This is a genomic window from Paracoccus beibuensis (assembly GCF_026162625.1).
Classification (GTDB): Bacteria; Pseudomonadota; Alphaproteobacteria; order Rhodobacterales; family Rhodobacteraceae; genus Paracoccus; species Paracoccus beibuensis.
The window spans coordinates 41,717-65,936 of the sequence record NZ_JAOTBD010000004.1 but is presented as its reverse complement, the minus strand read 5'-3'; the positions used below and the strand labels follow the sequence as shown (position 1 = coordinate 65,936).

The window sequence follows — 24,220 nt, the reverse complement described above, 5'->3', positions numbered from 1 at the left end:
GTCCTTTCCGTCACTTCCTCGGTGGCCGGCGGGCCTGGATCTGGCCACGGCCGACAACGTCCAGGAACCTTCCGTCGCGCGCATCGACGCTGATGTCCAGCACATGCCGCGCAGGCGTCAGCAGCCGGAACTGATAGACAAGCTCGGCGCCCAAGGTCCGCTCGTGCAGACGGGCGGGCCTGGTCTCGGCGGCAAGAAGTCGGCCCAGATAGCGGTCCGTCACCCCCTCGGCCAGCTGGTGGAACGGCAGCGGGCGGAAGCTGCGCGCCCACGGGTCCGGTGGCGGCGCTGGCTGGGCCAGCGCCAGCGGCGACAGCATCAGCGTCAGCAAAATCACGAGTCGGGGCATGCGGATCATGGACCCAGCATACATTCCGCAGGCCAAACGAAACCCCAACGGGACATTGGCGATTCGTTCGGGCTGGGGCAGCTAGACCCGGATCGTCCACGCCGGACCTTCCGGCAAAAAGCAAACGGAGACTACCATGACCCTGAAGACATACGCATCCTCGGCCCTGCTGATCGCGCTGATCGCCGGGGGCCCCGTCGCGGCGCAGACCGCGCCCGAGCTGCCGTCGCTGTTGCAGGGCCTGGGGCTGGAACAGGTCGAAACCGAAACCGGCCGCGACGGGGAGCGCGAATACGAGGGGCGGCTGCCCGACGGCACCGAGATCGACGCACGGTTCGACGCCGAGGGCGACCTGATCGAGATCGAGGCTGACGATCGCGCATTGCCGCAGTCGGTCATCGAGGCCGTCCTGCCGCAGGCGGTTCGCAATGCCGAGATCATGTCGCAATTCGCCGTGATCGACGAGATCCACACGCGGGGTGGCCGCTTCGGCGTGTCGGGCGAGGGCGCCGACGGCGTCGACATGCGCGCGCGCTTCGACGAGGCGGGCAACGTGCTGCGCTTTGGCCGCGATGACGACGACCGCCGCGGCGACCGCGGCCCGCGGGCCGAGCGTCACGAGGGGGACCGGCCGCATCACGCGGGTCAGCGGCACGGCGGCCCGCGCGCGGGTGACCGCGATGCAAATCCGCATGGTGACATGCGCAATGCCGCGCCGACGATCGACACGGTCGCGGTGAACCAGCGTCTGACCGAGGCCGGCTACCGCCAGTTCGGCCTGCTGCGCCAGGAGGGGCCGCGCCTTCTTCTGGACGCGTCGAACCCGAACGGCGAACAGGTGACGCTGCAGCTTGACCCGCAGGGCGAGGTCGTTCGCGAAACCGCGCGCTGATCCGCGCCTTCACGCATCGGGGCCGTTCCGTCGGGACGGCCCTTTTGCATGACCGAAACGTCCTCGCGGCGGGTGGAAAGAAGACGCTTCCGAAGTGGATGGTCCCGGTCTAGGCTGCGCCGAAACCTGCTGCGCCGGCTTGTCATTATCCCGACATGACGGGCGCTTAACGGGTCGAGGCTGACAAGATCAACACGGAGGATCATCAAGATGAATCGGATCGACCGACGCGGCATCCTGCGCGGCGCCGCCGCCACGGCCGGCGTGACGCTGGCCTCGCCGTTCCTGGCGCGCCGCGCGATGGCACAGGACGCCGGCACGGTGAACATCTTTGCCTGGGCCGGCTATCTGAACGACGAGATCCTGGGCGCGTTCCAGGAAGCCACCGGCATCACCCCGAACTTCACGCCCTATGGCACCAACGACGAGCTTCTCAACCAGCTGCGCGCGAACAACGGCGCCGGCTTCGACCTGATCTGGCCGACCGTCGACCGCGTCCCGAACTATGTCGAATTCGGCCTGGTCCAGCCCATCGACGAGGCCCGCATCGAGGTCGACCGCGTCCTGCCGAGCGCGTGGGAGAATTCCGTGAACCTGGGCGCCGTCGTCGGGGGCAAGCGTTACCAGGTGCCGACCGACTGGGGCACCGAGGCCGTGGCCTTCGACCGCGACCAGATGCCCCTCGAATACGGCACCGCCTCCTATGGCGACATCTGGAACGAAGGCGCGCAGGCGACCGTGCGCGCGCATTCGGCGCTGGTGGGCCTCGGCCTCTGGCTGGAAGCCGAAGGCAAGCTGCCGCGTCCGCTGCTGGACGCCTTCAAGACGCCCGAGGCGCAGACCGAGATCTTCGACGTGATCCTGGCCGAGGCGATCGCGCGCAAGGGCAACATCATCCAGTTCTGGAACAACGAGAACGAGGCCCAGGGGGCCTTTCGCGTCAACGGCGCGAATGTCGGCCAGACCTGGGATTCGACAGCTGCGGCGCTGTCGCGCGAAGGCATGCCCATCGGCTTCATCGCACCCAAGGAAGGCGCGCTGGCCTGGATGGAGGGCCTGTCGATCCCCGTCGGCGCCGAAAACCTGGACAACGCCTATGCCTTCATCAACTGGTTCCTGACCCCGGAAGCGGGCGCGATGTACACCAACGCGACCTCGATCAACTCGACCGCGGTCGGGTCGGACCAGCTGATCTCGGATGAGGCGAAGGCGTTCTTTGCCGCCGCCTATCCGGGTGACGCGCTGGAGAAGCTGTGGTGGTGGCCGATCCAGGAAAGCTGGTACGTGACCAAGCGGAACGAATACCAGGACCGCTTCCTGTCGGCATGACCATGCAGGGGTGGCCTCGCGCCGCCCCGTTCCCCTAGGAGAGACGATGTCCCATTCCGTGGAACTGGCCGGGATCGGCATGACCTTCGGCAGCACCCGCGCCGTCAGCGACGTGTCCCTGAAGGTCGAGGCCGGAGAGTTCTTCTCGATCCTCGGCCCCTCGGGCTGCGGGAAGACAACGATCCTGCGCATGATCGCGGGCTTCATCGAACCGACCGAAGGCCGGGTGATGATCGGCGACCGCGACATGAAGGGGCTGGGCCCGAACCAGCGCCCGACCGCGATGATATTCCAGTCGCTGGCGCTGTTCCCGCTGATGTCGGTGCGCGACAACATCGCCTTCGGGCTCGAGGCGCGGGGCGTCGCGCGCGCCGCCCGTCACGCCAAGGCCGAGGAATTGCTGCGCCTGATCGCGCTGGACGGATACGGCGACCGCATGCCCGGAGAGCTGTCGGGCGGCCAGCGCCAGCGCGTGGCCATCGCCCGCGCGCTGGCCGTCGAACCGGGCGTCCTGCTGCTGGACGAGCCGCTGTCGGCGCTGGACCTCAAGCTGCGCCAGCACATGCGGGCCGAACTGCGCGCGCTGCAGAAGCGGACGGGCGTCACCTTCATCTATATCACCCATGACCAGTCCGAGGCCCTGGCCACGTCGGACCGCGTCGCGGTGATGTCGGCGGGGCTTCTGCAGCAGGTGGCCAGCCCGCGCGAGCTATATGAAGATCCCGCCACGCCCTTCGTCGCGCGCTTCGTGGGCGAGACGAACGCGCTGCCCGGCCGGATCACTGCGGTCGAGGCGGGCCGCGCCAGCATAGAGACGGATCTGGGTCCGCTGACGGGCAGGGCCGGGCAGGGCGCCGTGGCGGGTGCGCCCGGAACCATCTATATCCGTCCCGAGGCGCTGATCCCCGGCACCGGAGAGAACGCCCTGACCGCCCGTATCGAGCGCGTGGACTTCGAAGGCTCCTTTGCCCTGCTCCACGGACGCTTCGCGGGCGGCGCATCGCTTGCGGCCTCGGTGCCGTCGACGCGGTTGGCGGATGCACCGGCGCCCGGCAGCAGCGCGGTCTTTGGCTTTGCGCCCCAGCACGCGGTGGTGCTGGCCGATGGGTGAACTGAGAACCCGGTTCGGAACAGGGCTGTCGACCGTCTTCCTGGTGCTGGTCCTGTTCTGGCTGGCCGGCATGGTGCTGGCCCCGAACCTGATGATGATCGACTACGCGCTGCGTCCGAACCTGCCGCCTGCCGCGCTTGGCGGGCCGGACGATACCTATTCGCTGTCGAACATCCTCTACCTGGCGGGCGAGCCCACGCATCGCGCGATCTTCATCAAGACCATCTGGGCCAGCGGGCTCGTGGCACTGGTGACGTTCCTCGTCTGCTATCCGATCGCCTTCTGGATGGCGCAACGGGCGACGGTCGGGCAATTGTCGATCGCGCTGCTGCTGATCATCATCCCGTTCTTCATCAACGAGGTTCTGCGCACGTTGGCCTGGTTCATCATCCTTTCCTATCGCGGTCCGCTGAACAGCGTCCTGATGAACATCGGCCTGATCGACGCGCCGATCCGCTGGCAGGGTGACGGCGGCGTGCTGGCCGCGATGGTCTATGCCTATATCCTGTTCATGCTGCTGCCGATCTACAACGCCATCGAGAGCCTGGAGAAGGCGCAGGTCGAGGCTGCGCGCGACCTGGGGGCGTCCCCCTTGCGCATCCACACCCGCGTCGTGATCCCGCATGCCAAGGCGGGCATCGCCACCGGCTTCGTGTTCACCTTCATGCTTGCGGCCGGGTCCTATGTCGCGCCGTCGCTTCTGGGTTCGCCCGGCAGCCGCTGGTTCACAGAGATCATCTACAACTGGTTCTTCGAAGGCGGCGACTGGAACCGCGGCGCGGCCTATGCGCTGGTGCTGCTGGTCCTGTGCCTGACGGTGGTGCTGGTCACGCTGCGGCTGGCCAGGGTCAACCTTGCGGACGTCGCGAAATGAGCGCCGAGCGGATCTTCCGGGCGATCTTCGTCCTCTACCTGGCGGCTTTCGCGATCTACCTCTTTGCGCCGCTGATGATCATGGCCGCCGCCGCCTTCAACGAGAGCCGCTTTCCGACGGTGATCCCGTGGCAAGGAACGACGCTGTCGTGGTTTTCGACCATGTGGGCGGACGAGACCATGTGGCAGTCGCTGTGGACATCGCTGCTGGTCGCCGCCTGCGTGGTTGCGGTGGTGGTGCCGGTCGGAACGGCGGCGGCGCTGGTCCTGACCTCGCTGCATGCCCGCGCGCGCAGCTTTGCCTACGCGGTCATGGTCTCGCCGCTGCTGACGCCCGGCGTCGTGATCGGCATCTCGACCCTGATCCTGTGGCGGCAGCTGGGCGTGGGGGGCGGCGTGTTCCTGATCGTCCTGGCGCAGTCGACCTTCATCATCTGCTATGTGATGCTGATGGTGATGGCGCGCCTGCAACGCTTCGACCGCACGCAGGAGGAAGCGGCCCTGGGTCTTGGCGCGTCGCGGATCATGGTCTTCCGACGGGTTCTGCTGCCGTTCCTGCGGCCCGCACTTCTGGCCTCGGCGGGACTGGCTGTCCTGCAGTCGGTCGAGAATTACAACACGACCCTCTTCGTGCGCGGGTTCGAGACGCCGCTGACCGTCTTTATCGCGACAAAGGTGCGCACGGGCCTGACGCCTGCGGTCAACGCGCTGGCGCTTGTCATCATCCTGGCCGCCATCGCCGGTGCGGTCTTCTATGAGCTTGCGCGGCGGCGCAGGACGGCCTAGCCGTTCACCAGGATGATGTCGGCCTGAAGGCTGCTGGTCGCGACGAGGCGGGCGTTCGGAAGATCGTTCGCCTCGACCTTCGCACGGGCCTGCTGCGCCGGCAGGGCCGATCACCGCGCTTCGAGCCGTGCGCGGCTCACGTCCTCTGGCACCTCAAGCATGATCGACAGCGCGAAATGACTGCGCAGATCGCGCCAGCCGGGGCTGTCGAGCAGCAGGTAACTGCCCTCGACCAGCACCAGGCGCACGTCGGCCGCGATCTCTCTCGCAGCCGCGCGTGAGATTTCGAAGGTACGGTCGAAGACGGGCACCAGGACGGCACGCCCGTCATCTGCGGCAAGCCGGTCGAGGATCGACGCAAGCCCGTCGAGGTCGAAGGTCCGCGGCGCGCCTTTCCGCGCCAGGTCGCCCCGTTCGGCCAACAAGGCGTCGTCGAGGTGAAAGCCGTCCATCTGAAGCACCGCAGCGCCGGGGAGCGCTGCCGTCAGCCGGTCGGCAACATGGCTTTTGCCTGCACCGGGCGGACCCGCCAGCGCCACCAGACGCCGTTCAGGCCCCGCAGTCCAGTCCCGCAACCGCCCGACGAGGTCGTCGAACGCGTCCGGCGCCGCTGTCATATCTGCGCCGACCGGCCCAGGAACTGGTTGATGAAGATCGTCAGGTTGTGATGCGCGGCCTCACGGTCGGTCATGCCGGGGTTCCACCGCGCCAGGTCGCCCAGAAGCATCTTGCTGACGACGCCATAGGCATAGGTGTGCGCGATCGCGATGAACTGCGCGATGTCCTGGTCCTGGGGCAGGGTGCCCTGCTGCTTGGCGCGGTCGAGGATGCGGTACATCACCTCGTGGATCGCGCTTTCGTACCGCATCAGGTTCGGGTCCGTCTCGAACACCCCGGCTGGCATCGAGCCGATGATCCTGAACTCGCGCGGGTAATGATAGCCCCACTCGACGAAGGCTTCGGCCAGCGCGGCGAACTGCTGCATCGGGTTGTTGCTGCACGTCGCCGAGGCCAGGCGAACGCAGGTATCCTGCAAAAGCATCAGTGCATTTGCGGCGGTCGCCTGCAGCAGCGTGCAGGTATCGGGAACCACCGCGCGCAGCCTGTCTGGGCAGACCTGGATAATGGCGGCGACATCTTCGAGCGACGCAACCTGCCCAGTCTCGTCCATCAGCTTCGTGGCACCCTTGATGGCTGCCGAAAGGATATTGCCGCCGGGTCGCATCGCGATTGTCATGTCAATTACCAAGCCAAAGGAAACCAGGCGAACGCGAATACGATTCGGACCAATTGAAATGCCTGCACATAACCGTAACAACATCGTGGCACCTATGCCAAGACTTTGATGCGTCCGAAGTAAAAAAGAGGTTTCGACATGTCGGCAATCAGCCCGGAGCGGTGCGCGGCCGCATCGGTCATCATGCAGGCCTCACGAGCGGGTATGCTTATGAGTCATCGGGAGGGGCGCCGTCTCTGGACAGCAATCGGCACGGGATAGACGGCTGTCGGATCGACAAGCACTGCCTGAGCGCGACCAAGCTACTGTACTGCTCGAGCCTGCACGTCCTGAAGCCAAATCTTCGGCAGCATGCGGGTTCATGCCAGCCTGCCGGCACGTGCGGCCAAGGCTTGGAACGGATTCGCTGCCGCGAGGCTGTCATAGAGCTTCAGGTCCCGCGCCATTGCCTTGCGCAGCATCTCCTCGACCTCCGGGTCCAGGTGCACGTCGACGCTTGGAGGGACGTTGATGCGCGGCAGTTCGATAGCGCAGTCGAGACGGCCTTCGAGAAACTCGACGAAGCTGTCGATGTCCTCGTAGCGGAAGATGCGGTCGACGCGGTCGTCACCGTTGGTCAGGAAATCGGTTTGGGTGCCGATCCCCAAGCGGCGCGGTCCATCGGGATTGGCATAGCGCGAGGCGAAGGCGGCAAAGGGCATCCCCAGCATCGCGTGCTGCGGGTCGTCAAGATCGTCGCGCAGCTTGAAGCGGTACCAGCTGCGAAGCCACTCGACGGGTTCCCGCATCAGGGCGACGGTCGTGAAGCTTTCGCCCGTGCGTGCCTGCAGCCAGGGGCCGAAATGCCGGCGATACGTGGTGATATCGGTATGCTTCGCCTCGGCCGGCCGCTGGAGCGATACGGAGGCGAGGGATTCGAGCGCCATCTCGATCGCGCTGGACCCTGCCTTAGGCGTTGCAAGGAAGACCAGCCGTTGATCCCAGAAAATCAGCATCCGTCGTCACCTGTGTCCGTAGCATCGAGCGGGCGCTGGATAACCGGCCGGCCCATGGCTGTAAACGCTTTGTTAACCTGGGGCGGGCAATGGTGGCCGGGACGAATCGCAAATTAACCTCAACGACCTTGAAAAGTCGTCCGGTATCACGCATCTAGTTGCGAACAGGACGTGAACATCCGGAGGGTCGATTGCCCGGACCGGAGCGCTGTGAAATAACGTGGGGATCACATGGCACAGGCGAGCATCTTCGACATGACGGACAAACGCAGCGCGGACAAGCAAAAGGCCTTGGACAGCGCCTTGGCCCAGATCGAACGCCAGTTCGGCAAGGGCTCGATCATGAAGCTGGGCAAGGACAGCCCCGTGGCCGAGATCGAGGCAACCTCGACCGGTTCGCTGGGTCTTGATATCGCACTCGGCATCGGCGGCCTGCCCAAGGGCCGGATCATCGAGATCTTCGGCCCGGAAAGCTCGGGCAAGACGACGCTGACGCTGCATGTCGTGGCCGAGGAGCAGAAAAAGGGCGGGGTTTGCGCCTTTGTCGACGCAGAACACGCGCTTGACCCGCAATACGCCAAGAAGCTGGGCGTGAACCTGGACGAGCTGCTGATCAGCCAGCCCGACACGGGCGAGCAGGCGCTGGAGATCGTGGACACGCTGGTGCGTTCGGGCGCGGTCAGCCTGGTGGTCGTGGACTCGGTCGCCGCGCTGACGCCCAAGTCCGAGATCGAGGGCGACATGGGCGACATGCAGATGGGCAGCCAGGCCCGCCTGATGAGCCAGGCGATGCGCAAGCTGACCGCCAGCATCGGTAGGTCGAACTGCATGGTGATCTTCATCAACCAGATCCGCATGAAGATCGGCGTCATGTTCGGCAACCCCGAAACGACGACCGGCGGCAACGCGCTGAAATTCTATGCCTCGGTCCGCCTGGACATCCGCCGCACGGGTGCCGTCAAGGACCGCGACGAGGTTACGGGCAACACCACGCGCGTCAAGGTCGTCAAGAACAAGGTCGCGCCGCCCTTCCGGCAGGTCGAGTTCGACATCATGTATGGCGAGGGCATCAGCAAGGTTGGCGAATTGATCGACCTGGGCGTCAAGGCCGGCGTGGTCGAAAAGTCGGGCGCCTGGTATTCCTATGGCGACGAGCGCATCGGCCAGGGCCGCGAGAATGCCAAGCAGTTCCTGCGCGACCGTCCCGAGGTGGCCTTCGCCATCGAGGACAAGATCCGCGCCAGCCACGGCCTGGAGTTCGGCGTGGCCGAAGGCGGTGAAGACGAGGCGCTGACGGAAGAGTAACCTTGCGGCGTGCCGAGGCTGCGCCTCCGCACAGGTTCTTTCTCCGGGGGTCCGGCGCGAAGTGCGCCGGGCCCCCGGCTGCATCTTGCCGCTTGCTGGACAGCGCCGGTGGCGAGGTTTAGACCGGTGTGCGAACCGGCCTGGCCGGAGAGACCCGTTTTGCGATGAAGGCCCGCCATGCCCAGTCTGAATGACATCCGCTCTACCTTCCTTGGCTATTTCGAGAGGAACGGCCACCGGGTCGTGGAAAGCAGCCCGCTGGTGCCCCGGAACGACCCGACCCTGATGTTCGCGAACTCGGGCATGGTGCAGTTCAAGAACCTGTTCACAGGGGTCGAGACGCGCGACTATAACCGTGCGACCACGGCGCAGAAATGCGTTCGGGCGGGGGGCAAGCACAACGACCTCGACAATGTGGGCTATACAGCGCGTCACCACACATTCTTCGAGATGTTGGGAAATTTCAGCTTCGGCGACTACTTCAAGGAGCAGGCGATCCCCTATGCGTGGGAACTGCTGACCAAGGAATTTGGAATTCCGAAGGACCGGCTGCTGGTCACCGTCTATCACACCGACGACGAGGCGGCGAACATCTGGAAAAAGGTCGCGGGACTGTCAGATGACCGGATCATCCGGATCGCGACCAGCGACAACTTCTGGCAGATGGGTCCGACCGGTCCTTGCGGTCCCTGCACCGAGATCTTCTTCGACCACGGCGACAAGATCTGGGGCGGCCCTCCGGGCTCGGCCGAGGAAGACGGCGACCGCTTCATCGAGATCTGGAACCTGGTTTTCATGCAGAACGAGCAGTTCGAGGACGGGTCGATGCGGGCGCTGGACATGCAGTCCATCGATACCGGCATGGGGCTGGAGCGGATCGGCGCGCTGCTGCAGGGCAAGCACGACAACTATGACACCGACCTGATGCGGTCGCTGATCGAGGCCTCGGCCCATGCCACCAGCAGCGATCCTGACGGACCGGGCAAGGTGCATCACCGCGTGATCGCGGATCACCTGCGGTCGACCAGCTTCCTGATCGCTGACGGTGTCATGCCGTCGAACGAGGGGCGCGGCTACGTGCTGCGGCGGATCATGCGGCGTGCGATGCGGCATGCGCATATGCTGGGGGCGCAGGACCCGGTCATGCACAAGCTGGTTCCGGCGCTGGTGCAGCAGATGGGGGCAGCCTACCCCGAGCTGACGCGCGGGCAGCCGATGATCGAGGAAACGCTGCGGTCCGAGGAGACGCGCTTCCGCCAAACGCTGGACCGCGGCCTGCGGCTGCTGGACGACGAGTTGGCGAAGCTGCCCGAGGGGGCAGACCTGCCGGGCGAGGCGGCGTTCAAACTGTACGACACGTTTGGTTTTCCGCTGGACCTGACGCAGGACGCGCTGCGCGAGAAGGGTCGCACGGTCGAGATCGACGGTTTCGACGCGGCCATGGCCGAGCAAAAGCGTATGGCGCGGGCGGCCTGGAGCGGCTCGGGCGAGGCGGCGGATGCGACGATCTGGTTCGAACTTGCCGAAAAGCATGGCGCGACCGAGTTCTTGGGCTATGATACCGAAGAGGCCGAGGGGCAGGTTCTGGCCCTGGTTTTGGACGGGGCCGACGCCGCCGAGGCGGGCGAGGGCAGCAAGGTCGCCATCGTGGTGAACCAGTCGCCCTTCTATGCCGAAAGCGGCGGCCAGGTTGGTGATACCGGTCTGATCAAGACCGAAACCGGCGCGGCGCGCGTGATCGACACTAGGAAGGTGGCAGGCGTCTTCGTGCACCATGCCGAAGTGACGATGGGCGCCATCGCGCGCGGCCAAGGGGCGACGCTGTCGGTGGATCACGACCGGCGCAGCACGATCCGGGCGAACCACTCGGCCACGCACCTGCTGCACGAGGCATTGCGGCGGACGCTGGGTGACCATGTCGCACAGCGGGGCAGCCTGAACGCGCCCGACCGGTTGCGCTTCGACTTCAGCCATAACCAAGCCGTCTCGGCCGAAGAACTGGCGCAGATCGAGGGCGAGGTGAACGAATTCATCCGGCAGAACAGCCCGGTCGTCACGCGTATCATGACGCCGGACGAGGCACGCGCGATGGGTGCGCAGGCCTTGTTCGGAGAGAAATACGGCGACGAGGTCCGCGTCGTGTCGATGGGCAACTTGGCCGGCAGTGGCAAGGGACTCGACAAGGCAACCTATTCGCTGGAGCTGTGCGGCGGCACGCATGTGGCACGGACCGGCGACGTCGGTGCGTTTGCGTTGCTGGGCGACAGCGCGTCCAGCGCGGGCGTGCGGCGGATCGAGGCACTGACGGGGCAGGCGGCCCTTGACCACCTGCGCGACGCGGACCGTCGGCTGACGGAGATCGCCGGCATCCTGAAGGCGCAGTCGTCCGAGGTGGTGAACCGCGTCCGGGCGCTGGCGGATGAACGCAAGGCACTGGCCAACGAGGTCGCGCAGTTGAAGCGTCAGCTGGCGATGGGAGGCGGCGGCGCGTCCGACGCCGAAGAGGTCGGCGGCGTCAAGTTCATCGGCCGCAAGGTCGAAGGCGTCGGCGGCAAAGAGCTTGGCGCGTTGGTCGACGACATGAAGGCCGGGCTTGGCAGTGGCATCGTGTTGGTGCTGGCCGAGGCCGACGGGAAAGCGACCGTCGCGGCCGGCGTGACGCCGGACCTGACAGGCCGGATCAGCGCCGTGGCGCTGGTGCAGACCGCCACGGCCGCCCTTGGCGGCAAGGGCGGTGGCGGCCGCCCCGACCGCGCCCAAGGCGGCGCCCCCAGTCTTGCGGCCGCCGAGACCGCGTTGCAGGACGCCCGCAAAATGATCGAGGAAAGCGCATGACCGCCCTTTGGATTGCCCATGTGACCGTCACCGACGCAGAGGCCTATGGACGGTACGCCAAGGAGGCGGGGCCTGCCATCGCCGCCCACGGAGGCGTCTTCCTGGCGCGCGGCGGACGCTATCAGCAGCTGGAAGGAAGCGATCGGGCCCGCAATGTCGTCGCCCGGTTTCCCAGCTTCGATGCAGCCGTTGCCTGTTATCACAGCACCGACTATCAGGCGGCGCTTGCGCATGCCAAAGGGGCCAGCGAACGCGACCTCGTGATTGTGGAAGAGACGTCGCCGGCAACGGAATAGGTGATTGCTTCATCCTTTCGTGGTAGGTCTGTCACAAAGCAGACACGAAGGGGCAGGACATGTGTCGTTGGGCCGCCTATCTTGGCGAACCGATCTTCCTTGAAGACATCGTCAGCCGTCCGGCACATTCGCTGATCCGGCAGAGCCAGGGCGCGACGCGCTGCCTGACGCCGGTCAATGCGGACGGGTTCGGGATCGCCTGGTATGGTGAGCGGCCCGAGCCCGGGCTTTATCGCGACGTCATGCCCGCCTGGTCCGATCCGAACCTGCGCAGCCTGGTGGGTCAGGTGCGGTCGGGACTGTTCCTGGCCCATGTCCGTGCCTCGACCGGGACGGCGACCAGTCGCAACAACTGCCATCCCTTCACCGCCGGGCGGTGGTCCTTCATGCATAACGGCCAATTCGGCGGGTATGACAGCTTTCGGCGGCATGCCGATGTCCTGATCCGCGACGACCTCTATCAGCACCGCAAGGGCGCCACCGACAGCGAAGCTCTGTTCCTGATCGCCCTGGGGGAGGGACTGAACGAGGATCCGAAAGGTGCCATGGAACGCGCCCTTGGCCGAATGGGGGCGCTGGCCCGCCAGCGTGGGGAGGCGCCGCATGTCCGCGCGGCTTGTGCGCTATCGGATGGCCAGCGCCTGTTCGTCCTGCGGTACAGCAGCGACGAGTACGCGCCGTCGCTTTACTATCGCTGGTCGATCACGCGCCAAGGCTGGGCGGTCGTGTCAGAACCACTGGAAACGGACGAGGGTGATTGGCAGGAGGTGACGCCCGGCAGCTTCTGCGTGTTCGGCCCTGACGGCGTCCAGGCCGCGACGTTCCGGCCACAGCTGTGCGATCTTGCGGCGTGAGATAACAGCCGTTGATCCAGGCATCCGGTGATTATGCAGCACTCGCGGGGAGGCCGATAGCGAGCGATTTGTGCTTGTCGGCGCAAGTGCATAGGGCGCATCCACTCATTGTTCCCGGCGGCTCATTGCACGCCCACGCCGCAATGATCGTTAACTCTCGGGCGAGATCATATCCTTGAGTGCGCGGTTGCGAATGCGGGATTTTTTCGCGGCTGTGGTCGGCAAAGGTTCGGAGTCGGCGATCCGACAGGCGGCTTTTGATCGGGCTGTTCAGGGGCTGGTGAGGCTTTGAGAAGAAGCCGGCTGCGATGAATGAGATGCAAGTGGACAGGTCACGAGATGGCATCCAAGGCGCATGGAAGAAATGTGCGCAGGCAAATCGTGCGGGTCAACAGCGGCATGAAGATAAAGGCAGACACCGCTGCCGATGCCTCATGGTTTCTGGCCCGCTTCGTCAACCGACTGGCCGACTTTTGCCAGCCCACTCGGCCGGCGGCCGTCCCGACCAGCTAGCCGCTCAAGGGCTGGTTGCGTACCTAGCGCAGCCACGGTGTTGACTGGGTCAACAGGGGTCCGGACGATCAAGCAAGAGCAGCGGAGGTTTGCCACGACCTGACGGGAGACTTCCGTCCGACACGAAAGCGAAGCTGCGAACGGCGGACGGTGATCAACATCGCATTGAGCAACGCGAGGCCTGCTGCGCGTCTCCATTTGGTCCGCAAGGCCCCTCCAGTGTCGTCGCGACCGGCATGCCATGGCCTCGAGCCCTGACCTGGGACGTCAGCTTTCAGCGGGATCCGTAGCTGCCGGTTTCAGCAGGCGCTTGACCTCGGCGTCCTGGCCCTGTGGCGGCCTGCGAAACACCAGCACGTTATGATAGACCGTCGCCCGGCCGGTCAGGCCACTGCGCTCTTCGCTCGGCAGGACGTCGGCGCGCAGGTATTCCCAACCCTCGGCGGCCATGCGGTTCAACTCGGCCGTCAGCGTCAGCGCGAAGCGCTCGGTCGGCGTCTTGGCCTCGCGCGCCTTCTCGCCCCGCATGGGGGCGGCGACGACGGAGTATTCATAGGCCGGATGTGACATCAGTTCGGTCCTGACAAGCGTGGCGGTGCCGCCCGTGCGGCACCGGGGGATCTTATTGTCCCAGTTTCCGGGCAACCAGTTCATTGACGGCCGCGGGATTGGCCTTGCCGCCCGTCGCCTTCAGCACCTGGCCCACGAACCAGCCCGCCAGCTTGGAGTTGGCCTTCGCCTTTTCGACCTGGGCGGGGTTGTCGGCGATGATCTGGTCCACGGCGGCCTCGATGGCGCCAAGGTCGGTGACCTGCTTCATGCCGCGCGCTTCGACGATTTCGGCCGGATCGCCGCCTCCGGACCACAGGATTTCGAACAGGTCCTTGGCGATCTTGCCCGAGATGTCGCCCTTGGCGATCAGGTCGATCACGCCGCGCAACTGCGCGGCCGAGACGGGAGAAGTCTGAACAGTCAGCCCCTCCTTGTTCAGCCGGCCGAACAGCTCGTTGATGACCCAGTTCGCGGCCATCTTGCCGTCGCGGCCCTCGGCCACGGCTTCGAAAAAGTTCGCACTTTCGACATCGGCGGTGAGCACGCCGGCATCGTAATCCGACAGGCCGAGCGCCGTGACGAAGCGAGCCTTCTTTTCATCCGGCAACTCGGGCATGCCAGCCGCGATGTCGTCGACCCACGCCTGCTCGATGTCCAGCGGCAGAAGGTCGGGATCGGGGAAATAGCGATAGTCATGCGCCTCTTCCTTGGAGCGCATCGACCGGGTCTCGGCCTTGTCGGGGTCATAGAGCCGGGTTTCCTGCACGATGCTGCCGCCGTCCTCAAGGATGGCGATCTGGCGGCGTGCTTCGTATTCGATGGCGGCCTGGATGAAGCGCAGCGAGTTCATGTTCTTGATCTCGCAGCGCGTGCCGAGGTGGCCGAAGTCGCCGGTTTCCTGAAAGCGTTCATAGTCGCCGGGCTTGCAGACGCTGACGTTGACGTCGGCGCGCAGGTTGCCGTTCTGCATGTTGCCGTCGCAGGTGCCCAGGTAACGCATGATCTGGCGCAGCTTGGACACATAGGCCGCCGCTTCCTCGGGGCCGCGGATGTCGGGGCGGCTGACGATCTCCATCAGGGCGACCCCGGTGCGGTTCAGGTCCACGAATGACATGGTCGGATCCATGTCGTGGATCGACTTGCCGGCGTCCTGTTCAAGGTGAATGCGCTCGATCCGCACGAGGCGCGCGATCCCCGGGGCCATGTCGACGATCACCTCGCCCTCGCCCACGATGGGGTGATAGAGTTGGCTGATCTGGTAGCCCTGCGGCAGGTCGGGATAGAAGTAGTTCTTGCGGTCGAACGCGCTGCGCAGGTTGATCTGGGCCTTGAGCCCAAGCCCGGTGCGCACCGCCTGTGCCACGCAGAATTCGTTGATGACCGGCAGCATGCCCGGCATGGCGGCATCGACGAAGGCCACGTTGCTGTTTGGCTCGGCCCCGAAGGCGGTCGAGGCGCCGGAAAACAGCTTGGCCTTCGAGGCCACCTGGGCGTGAACTTCAAGCCCGATGACCAGCTCCCATTCGCTTTTCGCGCCCTGGATCACCTTGGGGGCCGGGGGGGTCAGGGTCAGGTCAAGCATGGGGGCCTCGTCTGCGGCTTTACGGTCTGGCGGCTTTTCTAGGGCAAGGCCGGGGGATTGTCACGGGCTGGCAGCTGCCGCGATCGTTGCCCATCGAATCGGCCGGCGGCCTGCGAAAGCTAAAATGCGTGTAAAATTATGCGCCAGTGATGCGGCTGCCCATCCCGGTCGGCGGATTTCCGAGCATCGACAGGCGGCATTGGGGCGCGAACCCGCCGACGCAAAATGCTGTGGCTTGCGGCGTCTTGCGGACCGGATATTGCAGATGACGACGAAATTGCCATTCGAGGTCACGATGCGCGCCGCGCTTTCCCTTGCCGCCCTTGCTCTGCTGGCCGCCTGTTCCACAACTCCCTCTGCCACGCCGAATGCGCAGGTCGAGGCCCAGGAAATGGCGCTGGCCCAGGAGCCCCCGATGCGGTGGGGAGAGCGCAACGGTTCCGACGAATGGACCCGCGCCACGCTGGCGGCGCTGGACCGCGAGGGCGTGACGATCATGTCGAACGTTCCGAACGACATCACCGAGTTCTGCCCGAATTATCGCCAGCTGGCGCAGCCGGGCCGCAAGGCGTTCTGGGCGGGGCTGCTGTCCGCCGTGGCCAAGCACGAGAGCACGTACAACCCGCAGGCCTCGGGCGGCGGCGGGCGGTGGTTGGGACTGATGCAGATCGCGCCCGCCACCTGGCGCAATTACGACTGCGACGGCAACATCAAGAACGGTGCCGACAACATGGCCTGCGCGGTCAAGATCATGTCGCGGCAGGTCGCCCGCGACAACGCGGTGGCCCGGGACGACGGCGGCTGGCGGGGCGTGGCGCGGGACTGGGCGCCGATGCGCAGCTCGTCGAAGCGCGCGGATATCGCGGCCTGGACCTCCAGCCAAAGCTACTGCTCTGCCAAAAGCTGAAGGGCGCTGGCCGGGATCTGGCGGAAGAAGTCGCGGGGGCGAGCAGAGATGCTCACCCCCGTTCTCGTCAGCGCAGGGCCGCTAGGATGCGTGTCCAGGAGCGTGCGCCCCTGGCAAAGCTCTCGACGTCGTATTTCTCGTTCGGCGAATGGATGCGGTCGTCGTCGCGGGCAAAGCCGACCAGCAGCGAATCCATGCCGAGGATGTCGCGGAAGTCGCCGGCAATGGGGATCGAGCCGCCGGCGCCGATGAAGGCGGCGTCCTGGCCCCATTCCTCGGTCAGTGCATCCTTGGCCATCGCAAAGGCCGGGTCCGAGATGTCCATGACGCTGGCCGAGCTGGCGCCGTGGTCATAAAAGGTGACGTTGCAATCGGCGGGAACGAAGCGCCGGACATGGTCCTGGAAGGCCTGGCGGACGGCTTGTGGGTCCTGCTTGCCGGTCAGGCGGAAGCTGACCTTGGCGCGCGCCTGCGCGGGAAGTACAGTCTTGAAGCCGTCTCCGGCATAGCCGCCGGCAATCCCGTTGATCTCGGCGGTCGGGCGGTTCCACGCCATCTCCAGCGCGGTGCGGCCTTTTTCGCCGATGGGGGTCGACAGGCCGACGCGGCTTAGGAACTCGGACGCGTCGAAGTTCAGCGCCTCCCAGTCGCGCGCTAGTTCGGGCGGCAGATCCTCGACGCCGTCATAAAAGCCGGGCAGGGTGACGCGGCCCGTGTCGTCCTTCAGCCCGGCCAGGGCCTGAGCCAGGATCATGATCGGGTTCGCGGCCAGGCCTCCGAAGCTGCCCGAATGCAGGTCGCGGTCAGCGGCGTCGATGACGACCTCCTGTCCGACCAAGCCGCGCAGCTGCGTGGTAATGGCAGGCCGGCCATCGGCATAGCGGCCGGTGTCGCAGATGATCGCAAGCGAGGCGCGGAGGCTCTCAGCATGCTGCTGCAGGAACGGGCGCAGCGACGGGGATCCCGACTCCTCCTCGCCCTCGAACAGCAGCACAAGATCGGTGGGCAGGCTGCCATGCACGGCCTTCCAGGCGCGGAATGCCTCGACGAAGGTCATCAGCTGACCCTTGTCGTCGGACGCGCCGCGCGCCCGGATGACGGGCCCCCGGGGTGTTTCCTCGATTGCGGGCTCGAACGGCGGGCGGTTCCACAGGTCCAGCGGGTCGACCGGCTGGACGTCGTAGTGACCATAGAACAGCAGCGGCCGCGCGCCGCCGGCGGCCGACCGGGCCACGACCATCGGGTGGCCTGGCGTGTCGTGCACCTCTGCCTCGAAGCCCAACGCGGCCAGTTCCGCGCGCAGCCATTCCGCCGCGGCCCGAACATCGCCCGCATGGGCCGGATCGGTCGAGATCGACGGGATGCGCAGGAAATCCATCAGACGCGCCAAGGCGTCCTCCAATCCCTGGTCCACCTGCGTCAGCATGTCCCCTAGCCTTGCGTGATCGGCCATGTTTCCTACCTTTTCCTGTGTCGGTTCAACGTCGGCGTCTGCCCCTTTGGTCGAAACGCAGCTTTTTCGATCTGTCATTTTCGCAGTTTGACCTCTATCAAGGCATAAAGCGCGCGGTCGGAGAATGATCGCACCCAGCCAGCTACGCAAGGGATCGCCCGCATGAAGTACGACGCCGCATTGGACCAGGCCATTTCGCGACTGCACGAAGAGGGCCGGTACCGGACCTTCATCGACATCGAGCGCGCGAAGGGCCGGTTTCCGCAGGCCGTGTGGAACCGCCCCGATGGTGCGCAGCAGGAGATCACCGTCTGGTGCGGCAACGACTATCTGGGCATGGGCCAGCACCCCACGGTCCTCGCCGCCATGCACGAGGCGCTGGACGCGACGGGGGCCGGGTCGGGCGGGACGCGCAACATCAGCGGCACCACGGTCTATCACAAGCGGCTGGAAGCCGAATTGGCCGATCTGCACGAGAAAGAGGCCGCGCTGGTCTTCTCCTCGGCATATATTGCCAATGACGCGACACTTTCGACGCTGCCCAAGCTGTTTCCGGGGCTGATCATCTATTCGGACGAGCTGAACCACGCCTCCATGATCGAGGGGATCAAGCGCAACGGCGGCGCCAAGCGGATTTTCCGGCACAACGACCTCGCGCATCTGCGCCAGCTGCTTGCGGCCGACGATCCGGCCGCGCCCAAGCTGATCGCGTTCGAATCGATCTATTCCATGGACGGCGACTTCGGTCCCGTTGCGGCGATTTGCGATCTGGCGCAGGAATTCGGCGCGCTCACCTATCTGGACGAGGTTCATGCCGTGGGCATGTACGGCCCCCGCGGCGGCGGCGTGGCCGAGCGTGACCGCCTGGTCGGGCGCATCGACATCATCAACGGCACGCTCGGCAAGGCGTTTGGCGTGTTCGGCGGCTATATCGCGGCCAGCGCCAAGATGTGCGACGCGATCCGGTCCTATGCGCCGGGCTTCATCTTCACGACCTCTCTGCCGCCCGCGGTGGCGGCAGGTGCGGCGGCATCGATCGCCTTCCTGAAGACCCCTGCTGGCCAGAAGCTGCGCGACGCCCAGCAGCTGCATGCGCGCATCCTGAAGATGCGGCTGAAATCGCTGGGGATGCCGATCATCGACCACGGCAGCCACATCGTGCCCGTGCATGTCGGCCATCCGGTCCACTGCAAGGCGCTGTCGGACATGCTGCTGCGCGACTATGGCATCTACGTCCAGCCGATCAACTTCCCGACGGTCCCGCGCGGCACGGAACGGCTGCGCTTCACCCCTTCGCCGGTGCACGATCCCAAGCAGATCGACCATCTGGTGCGCGCCATGGATGCGCTCTGGTCGCACTGTGCCCTGAATCGCTCGGAACTGAGTGCTTAGCACAATCGTTGGATGAACTGCTCTCGCCTGCGTGATATCATGCGGGTAAACAAGCGGTGGTAGCGTCCGATTCGGACGGCCATATAACGGGCGTATGAGGCACACGGGATGAACAGGCTGCGGGTAGAAGACCCGGCAGAGGGGTTCGCGCAGGTGGAGGTGACGACTTCCTTCCTCGACGATGACACGCGGTTGGGCGACCTCATGCGAGGAGAGCGCGCGACGTTGGGCAAGTCACTGCTCGACGTGCAGCGAGAGTTGCGCATTCGCGCGTCCTATGTCGCCGCCATCGAGAATTGCGACATCTCTGCCTTCGACACGCCCAGTTTCATTTCGGGCTATGTGCGGTCCTATGCGCGCTATCTGGGCATGGACCCCGACTGGACCTTCCGGCGGTTCTGTCAGGAATCCGGCTTTCAGCCGACGCATGGTATGGCTGCCTCGGCGTCGGGGCCGAAACCGGCGCGCCGGCCGTCCGATCCGGCCGAGGCGCTGGCCAATCCGCGCGCGTTGTTCATCCCGCAGGAGCGCAGCTTCTGGGCCGACGTCGAGCCGCGCGCAATCGGCGCGGTGCTTGTCCTGATCGCCGTGATCTCCGGTCTGGGCTATGGCGGATGGGCCGTCCTGCAAGAGGTCCAGCGCGTAACGCTGCTGCCGGGGGACGACCTTCCGGCGGTCGTAACGGCGCTTGATCCAGCGGAGGGTGCGGACCTTTCGGATCCCGAACTGGTCCAGATCTCGGGCCGCGATATTGCGCAAACCCTGCCGCAGCCGGACGCGTTGGACCGGCTCTATCGGCCGCAGATCCTGGAGGCGCCGGTGCTGACGGCGCGGGACGGTCCTATCGCCGCCATTGATCCGGGATTGATGGACAGTTCGGCCACCGTGGAACAGGTCATCGCTTCCGCCGGCGGTATCGGCGCGGAGCAGACTGCCGAAGCGCCCGGTCCTTCCGAGTTCATCGGGCCCCTCGCGCCACCTCGGCAGGTGCAGGTCCCATCCGAGCCGGGCGTGCGGACCGTTGCCGCCGATCCCGCGCAGTTGGAGCTGCTGTCGGTGCGCCCGGCTTGGGTGCGCGTCACCTCGGCCGACGGAACGGTCTTGCTGGAAAAGATCATGGACGCGGGCGAACGTTTTGCCTTGCCGCATCTTGAAGAAGCGCCGCTTCTGCGGACGGGGAATTCCGGCGCGGTCTATTTCGCCGTCAATGGCCAGACCTATGGTCCCGCAGCGCCCGGCGCGCAGGTCGTGAGCAAGATCGAGCTGTCGGTGGACGGACTGACGGGAAGCTATGCCCTGGCCGACCTGTCGGCCGACCCCGAGCTTGCCGACATGGTTGCTGTGGCGCAGATTGCGCCACCTGCCGGCGGGGACACAACCGTGGAATAAGCGAAAGGCCGGACGATCATCCGGCCTTTTCCATTCACGCCTTCCAAGTCCGCTCCAGCATCGAGATCCAGTTCTGGTGGGCGATCTTCGCCACCAGCGCGTCCCCATAGCCATGTCTGGCCATTGCGGCGATCAGCGCGGGAAGCGCAGCCGCGTGGTCCAGGTCCTGCGGCATCAGCGCGCCGTCGAAATCCGAACCCAGCGCCACGCCGTCCTCGCCCAGAATGCCGATCAGGTGGTCGAGGTGGCGCAGCATGACGTCCAGATCCTCCAGCGGCAGGCGGCGGCCGTCGGGGCGAAGGAAGCTTGACGCGAAGTTCAACCCGACCAGCCCACCGCTGTCGGCGATCTGGCGCAGCTGTCGGTCGGTCAGGTTGCGGCTGCTGGGGCAGATGGCGTGGACGCAGCTGTGGCTGGCGACCAGCGGCGCATCCGACAGCCGCGCGACGTCGTCGAACCCGGCCTCGTTCAGGTGGGACAGGTCCAGCATGATGCCGAGCGCGTTGCAGTCCCGGACCAGGCGGTGCCCCGCCTTGGTCAGCCCGGGCCCGATGTCTGGCGAGGACGGGAACGCAAACGGTACCCCTTCGCCATAGGCGGTCGGACGCGACCAGACCGGCCCTAGCGACCGCAGCCCCGCGGCGTACCACAGGTGCAGCGCGTCCGTGTCGCGGATCGCCTCGGCCCCCTCCATGTGCATGATGGCGGCGATGCGCCCGGCGTCGATACAGGCGCGCAGTTGCGAGGCGCTGCGCACGACCTCCAGCGTCCCGGTGCGTTCCAGCGAAAGCAGCGCGGCGGCCTGCTCGAACGCCGGGGGCAGCGCTTCGTCATGCGGGATCTGGGCGGGCAGGTCCATTGCGAAGGGCGGGTTTTCCATCAGGCGGACGGCATCGGCATCGTTCGGGCCGACAGGCGCGGGGATCCAGATGGCGAAGAAGCCGCCGACCATGCCCCCGGCCCGCATCCGCGGCAGGTCCATGTGACCCGTGCCGTCCCCGTTCAGCCACAGCCGTGCGCCGTCGCTGCCCGCCGCGACCACGCGTTGCAGGAAATCGTTATGGCCGTCGAAGACGGGTATCATGGCATCGTCCTTTCGCTTCTTCGCCGGCAGATTGCACGTCCTGCAGTTCCGCCGCAATGCTTTGCGCAGCGGCGCTTCCGGGCTAGGCTGGGTGGGCAGAGCAACGCCAGCAAGGACGCCAGCCATGCCCGACATCACTGCCGACTTCCAGGGTCAGACGGTCATCACCACCTTCGAGGTGACGCCCGGAAGCGCCCATGACGTCCTGGACCTGCTCACCGATGCCTGGGCGCAGGTCATCAGCCAGCAGCCGGGATGCCTGGGCGGCGCGATCCATTTGAACGACGCGCAGACGCGCATCGCGACCTATTCCAAGTGGCGCGACCGCAAGGACTATCAGGCGATGCTGCGCGAGCCGGAGATGCGTCGCCGCAATCGCGACATCCACGCGATGTGCAAAAGCTTCGAGCCGGTGATGTACGAGGTGCAGGGCGTCTATCCATGATGCTGCACCCGCAGAAACGGGGTGCATTCGGCTGACGCGGTGCTAGTTTGGTCCGAAATGGACGGAGGAACAGCATGGCGGGCCGGATCATCACCGTTGCGCAGCAGAAGGGCGGGTCGGGCAAGACCACGCTGGCGGTGAATCTGGCGGTCTGCCTGCACGCACGGGGACATTCGGTGGCGCTGGTCGACACCGACCCGCAGGGCAGCATGGGCCGCTGGTTCATGGAACGGATGCAGGCGCGGGGCGAGGATGAGGCGATGGACTTCTCGACCTCGTCGGCCTGGGGGGCAAGCTATGAATCCGAAAAGTTGAAGAAGCGATTCGACTTCGTCATCATCGACACGCCGCCCAAGATCGACAGCGACCTGCGCCCCGCACTGAGGGTGGCGGACCTCGTGCTGGTGCCGGTGGCAACCAGCCATGTGGACCTCTGGGCGACCGAGGGGGTCCTTGACCTGGCGCGGCGCGAGAAGGCCGAAGTTCTGGTCGTCCTGAACCGCACGCGCCCCAACACCCGGCTGTCGGTCGAGGTCGCCGCGAAGGCGGCCGGACTGGGCGCGGCGGTCGCCGCGGTCCGGGTCTCGAACCGTGTCAGCTATGCCGAGACACTCGGGCAGGGGCTGGGCGCGATCGAGCGGGCGCGCTCGGGCCCGGCGGTGGCCGAGATGGCGGCGCTGACCGACGAGGTGCTGAGGGCGATCGGCTAGCCGATCAGGCTGTCGACCCAAGCGGGCACGATGCTGGTTGCCGGCCCGAGGATGCGCTGGTCGAAGTCGCGCGCATTGCTGCTGGCGTCGAGGTTCAGTTCCAGGCACCGGGCGCCGTTGCGGCCGGCATGCTGCGCGAAGCCTGCGGCTGGATAGACGTTCCCGGACGTGCCGATCGCGACGAAGAGGTCGGCGACCTCGAGCGCGGCCCAGATCGCCTCGATGTGCTGTGGGGTCTCACCGAACCAGACGATGTCGGGGCGGGTGGCCGGTGCCGAGCAGGCGGAGCAGGGATCGGTGGCCGACATGACGGCCGGTGCCGTCCAGCGGTGCCCGCATCCGGCACAGCAGGCCCGGTTCAGCGCGCCGTGCATGTGGATCACATGGGGACTGCCGGCCCGCTCGTGCAGATCGTCGACGTTCTGCGTGACCAGCGTCAGGTCGTGATGTGCCGCCAGCCGCACCAAGGCCCGGTGCGCGGCGTTCGGATGCGCGGCGGCGGCTGCCGCGCGGCGCATGTCATAGAAGCGCAGTACCAGATCGGGATCGCGGGCAAAGGCCTCGGGGGTGGCGACATCCTCGATCCGGTGCTGTTCCCACAGCCCGTCCGAGGCGCGAAACGTCGCCAGCCCGCTTTCGGCCGAGATGCCGGCCCCGGTCAGGACGGTGATGCGCATCGCCTCAGCGGCAGAGACGCTCGGCCTGCGTGGCGAAGTTGCGGTAGCGGCGCCAGAAGGCGTTGTCGCGGTCGCTCTTGGATGCGCGAACCTCTTGCGCTCGGTGCGGGTCGCGGAAGAACTGCGCGGCCTGACGCTGGTCGGACCGCGACAGCGTCTGGTTCGCCACCTGCTGGATGCAGCCGCAAAGCGGCGCGTTGCCACGCGCGCGGTCCGACCGGACGCAGGCCGAGTCGATGGGCCCGGCCATGGCCAGGGGCGTGGTCATCACGACCGCGGCGGCCGCGATGATGAAACGGTTCAGCATGGACTGTCTCCTCGATTGCCGTGTCCGTTGCGGGCAGCCGGTTGATCCGGTCTCTGGGCCCCTGAACGGTGCGGCAAGCCTAGCAGGAATATCCGCGACGCTCAATCACGCTGCCGTGCGTTTTCATGATGCGGGCGTAGGCTGGTATCCGGCCGCGACGATTGCCTGCAGCGCCGTCGCCTCGTCCAAGCCGCCGACCGTGACGCGCTTGCGGTCCAGGTCCACTTGCGCTTGCCCACCGGCATCGGCAATGGCTTTCTCGACCGCTGCCTTGCAGTGACTGCAGGTCATGTCCGGAACTTCGTAGATCATGTCTTCCTCCGAAGGTGGAGGTTCGATCATGGTGG

25 protein-coding genes are annotated in these 24,220 nt (G+C 66.1%); 14 read left to right on the top strand and 11 right to left on the bottom strand.

The genetic code is table 11. The features are described 5' to 3' along the window. Positions 1–10: 10 nt before the first annotated feature. On the bottom strand, positions 11–349 hold the full coding sequence (locus OC159_RS04195; RefSeq protein WP_265499900.1) for a PepSY domain-containing protein: 339 nt from the start codon (positions 347–349) through the stop codon (positions 11–13). A gap of 136 nt (positions 350–485) precedes the next feature. On the opposite strand from OC159_RS04195, the gene OC159_RS04190 reads away from it, so the two are divergent. The 5 genes from OC159_RS04190 to OC159_RS04170 all read left to right on the top strand — a co-directional run bounded on the left by OC159_RS04190 (position 486) and on the right by OC159_RS04170 (position 5,340). Next, a complete protein-coding gene (locus OC159_RS04190) occupies positions 486–1,241 on the top strand; it encodes a hypothetical protein (RefSeq protein ID WP_265499899.1) in 756 nt (251 codons plus the stop codon). Between the two features lie 210 nt (positions 1,242–1,451). Next, positions 1,452–2,570 carry an extracellular solute-binding protein gene (locus tag OC159_RS04185; RefSeq protein ID WP_265499898.1) on the top strand — a complete coding sequence of 373 codons (1,119 nt, stop codon included), beginning with the start codon at positions 1,452–1,454 and terminating at the stop codon, positions 2,568–2,570. 46 nt (positions 2,571–2,616) lie between these two features. Further along, the gene (locus OC159_RS04180; protein WP_265499897.1) at positions 2,617–3,681 is read left to right on the top strand and encodes an ABC transporter ATP-binding protein; all 1,065 of its coding nucleotides are present in this window, start codon (positions 2,617–2,619) and stop codon (positions 3,679–3,681) included. Continuing rightward, on the top strand, positions 3,674–4,555 hold the full coding sequence (locus OC159_RS04175) for an ABC transporter permease (protein WP_265499896.1): 882 nt from the start codon (positions 3,674–3,676) through the stop codon (positions 4,553–4,555). Before OC159_RS04180 ends, OC159_RS04175 begins: the two co-directional genes overlap by 8 nt. Then, positions 4,552–5,340: an ABC transporter permease gene (locus OC159_RS04170; protein ID WP_265499895.1), complete on the top strand. Its 789-nt coding sequence runs from the start codon at positions 4,552–4,554 to the stop codon at positions 5,338–5,340. The genes OC159_RS04175 and OC159_RS04170 overlap by 4 nt, the downstream gene beginning before the upstream one ends. Before the next feature lie 110 nt (positions 5,341–5,450). Here the strand turns inward: OC159_RS04170 and OC159_RS04165 are convergent, their stop codons facing one another. From OC159_RS04165 to OC159_RS04155, 3 genes are all read right to left on the bottom strand, one after another. Then, a complete protein-coding gene (locus OC159_RS04165; protein WP_265499894.1) occupies positions 5,451–5,957 on the bottom strand; it encodes a nucleoside/nucleotide kinase family protein in 507 nt (168 codons plus the stop codon). Beyond that, entirely contained in the window at positions 5,954–6,577 is a 624-nt protein-coding gene (locus OC159_RS04160; RefSeq protein ID WP_265499893.1) for a hypothetical protein, read from the bottom strand. Before OC159_RS04160 ends, OC159_RS04165 begins: the two co-directional genes overlap by 4 nt. A 359-nt stretch (positions 6,578–6,936) precedes the next feature. Continuing rightward, positions 6,937–7,503, bottom strand: a complete 567-nt coding sequence (locus OC159_RS04155; protein WP_322626711.1) for a hypothetical protein — start codon at positions 7,501–7,503, stop codon at positions 6,937–6,939. Positions 7,504–7,803: 300 nt separating this feature from the next. Between OC159_RS04155 and recA the strand changes: the two genes are divergently transcribed. The 4 genes from recA to OC159_RS04135 all read left to right on the top strand — a co-directional run bounded on the left by recA (position 7,804) and on the right by OC159_RS04135 (position 12,862). Then, complete coding sequence (gene recA, locus OC159_RS04150) at positions 7,804–8,877, top strand: recombinase RecA (RefSeq protein WP_265499891.1); 1,074 nt, start codon at positions 7,804–7,806, stop codon at positions 8,875–8,877. A gap of 177 nt (positions 8,878–9,054) precedes the next feature. Beyond that, positions 9,055–11,712: an alanine--tRNA ligase gene (alaS, locus tag OC159_RS04145; protein WP_265499890.1), complete on the top strand. Its 2,658-nt coding sequence runs from the start codon at positions 9,055–9,057 to the stop codon at positions 11,710–11,712. Further along, positions 11,709–12,008, top strand: a complete 300-nt coding sequence (locus tag OC159_RS04140; RefSeq protein ID WP_265499889.1) for a DUF1330 domain-containing protein — start codon at positions 11,709–11,711, stop codon at positions 12,006–12,008. The genes alaS and OC159_RS04140 overlap by 4 nt, the downstream gene beginning before the upstream one ends. 59 nt (positions 12,009–12,067) lie before the next feature. After that, complete coding sequence (locus OC159_RS04135; RefSeq protein WP_265499888.1) at positions 12,068–12,862, top strand: class II glutamine amidotransferase; 795 nt, start codon at positions 12,068–12,070, stop codon at positions 12,860–12,862. 780 nt (positions 12,863–13,642) lie between these two features. Here OC159_RS04135 and OC159_RS04130 read toward each other — a convergent pair. Further along, positions 13,643–13,945, bottom strand: coding sequence for a hypothetical protein (locus OC159_RS04130; protein ID WP_322626710.1), 303 nt, complete (start codon positions 13,943–13,945; stop codon positions 13,643–13,645). A gap of 52 nt (positions 13,946–13,997) precedes the next feature. Then, positions 13,998–15,509, bottom strand: coding sequence for an Asp-tRNA(Asn)/Glu-tRNA(Gln) amidotransferase subunit GatB (gene gatB, locus OC159_RS04125; RefSeq protein ID WP_265499887.1), 1,512 nt, complete (start codon positions 15,507–15,509; stop codon positions 13,998–14,000). 265 nt (positions 15,510–15,774) lie between these two features. On the opposite strand from gatB, the gene OC159_RS04120 reads away from it, so the two are divergent. After that, the gene (locus OC159_RS04120; RefSeq protein ID WP_265499886.1) at positions 15,775–16,416 is read left to right on the top strand and encodes a lytic transglycosylase domain-containing protein; all 642 of its coding nucleotides are present in this window, start codon (positions 15,775–15,777) and stop codon (positions 16,414–16,416) included. Positions 16,417–16,483: 67 nt separating this feature from the next. Here OC159_RS04120 and OC159_RS04115 read toward each other — a convergent pair whose 3' ends face one another. Next, on the bottom strand, positions 16,484–17,869 hold the full coding sequence (locus OC159_RS04115) for a M20/M25/M40 family metallo-hydrolase (protein WP_265499885.1): 1,386 nt from the start codon (positions 17,867–17,869) through the stop codon (positions 16,484–16,486). A 162-nt stretch (positions 17,870–18,031) separates the two neighbouring features. On the opposite strand from OC159_RS04115, the gene hemA reads away from it, so the two are divergent. Both hemA and OC159_RS04105 read left to right on the top strand, forming a co-directional pair. After that, on the top strand, positions 18,032–19,261 hold the full coding sequence (gene hemA, locus OC159_RS04110) for a 5-aminolevulinate synthase (RefSeq protein ID WP_265499884.1): 1,230 nt from the start codon (positions 18,032–18,034) through the stop codon (positions 19,259–19,261). A 108-nt stretch (positions 19,262–19,369) separates the two neighbouring features. Further along, entirely contained in the window at positions 19,370–20,650 is a 1,281-nt protein-coding gene (locus OC159_RS04105; protein WP_265499883.1) for a helix-turn-helix domain-containing protein, read from the top strand. A gap of 34 nt (positions 20,651–20,684) precedes the next feature. Here OC159_RS04105 and OC159_RS04100 read toward each other — a convergent pair whose 3' ends face one another. Next, entirely contained in the window at positions 20,685–21,734 is a 1,050-nt protein-coding gene (locus OC159_RS04100) for a dipeptidase (protein ID WP_265499882.1), read from the bottom strand. A 124-nt stretch (positions 21,735–21,858) separates the two neighbouring features. Between OC159_RS04100 and OC159_RS04095 the strand changes: the two genes are divergently transcribed. Next, positions 21,859–22,179 carry an antibiotic biosynthesis monooxygenase family protein gene (locus OC159_RS04095; protein ID WP_265499881.1) on the top strand — a complete coding sequence of 107 codons (321 nt, stop codon included), beginning with the start codon at positions 21,859–21,861 and terminating at the stop codon, positions 22,177–22,179. A gap of 74 nt (positions 22,180–22,253) precedes the next feature. After that, positions 22,254–22,889, top strand: coding sequence for a ParA family partition ATPase (parA, locus tag OC159_RS04090; RefSeq protein ID WP_265499880.1), 636 nt, complete (start codon positions 22,254–22,256; stop codon positions 22,887–22,889). Here parA and OC159_RS04085 read toward each other — a convergent pair. From OC159_RS04085 to OC159_RS04075, 3 genes are all read right to left on the bottom strand, one after another. Beyond that, positions 22,886–23,566 (bottom strand): NAD-dependent deacylase, encoded by a 681-nt coding sequence (locus OC159_RS04085; RefSeq protein ID WP_265499879.1) that lies wholly within the window; start codon positions 23,564–23,566, stop codon positions 22,886–22,888. The genes parA and OC159_RS04085 overlap by 4 nt on opposite strands. Positions 23,567–23,570: 4 nt before the next feature. Then, positions 23,571–23,873 carry a hypothetical protein gene (locus OC159_RS04080; protein WP_265499878.1) on the bottom strand — a complete coding sequence of 101 codons (303 nt, stop codon included), beginning with the start codon at positions 23,871–23,873 and terminating at the stop codon, positions 23,571–23,573. Between the two features lie 123 nt (positions 23,874–23,996). Continuing rightward, positions 23,997–24,185 (bottom strand): heavy-metal-associated domain-containing protein, encoded by a 189-nt coding sequence (locus OC159_RS04075; RefSeq protein WP_265499877.1) that lies wholly within the window; start codon positions 24,183–24,185, stop codon positions 23,997–23,999. Positions 24,186–24,220 lie beyond the last annotated feature (35 nt).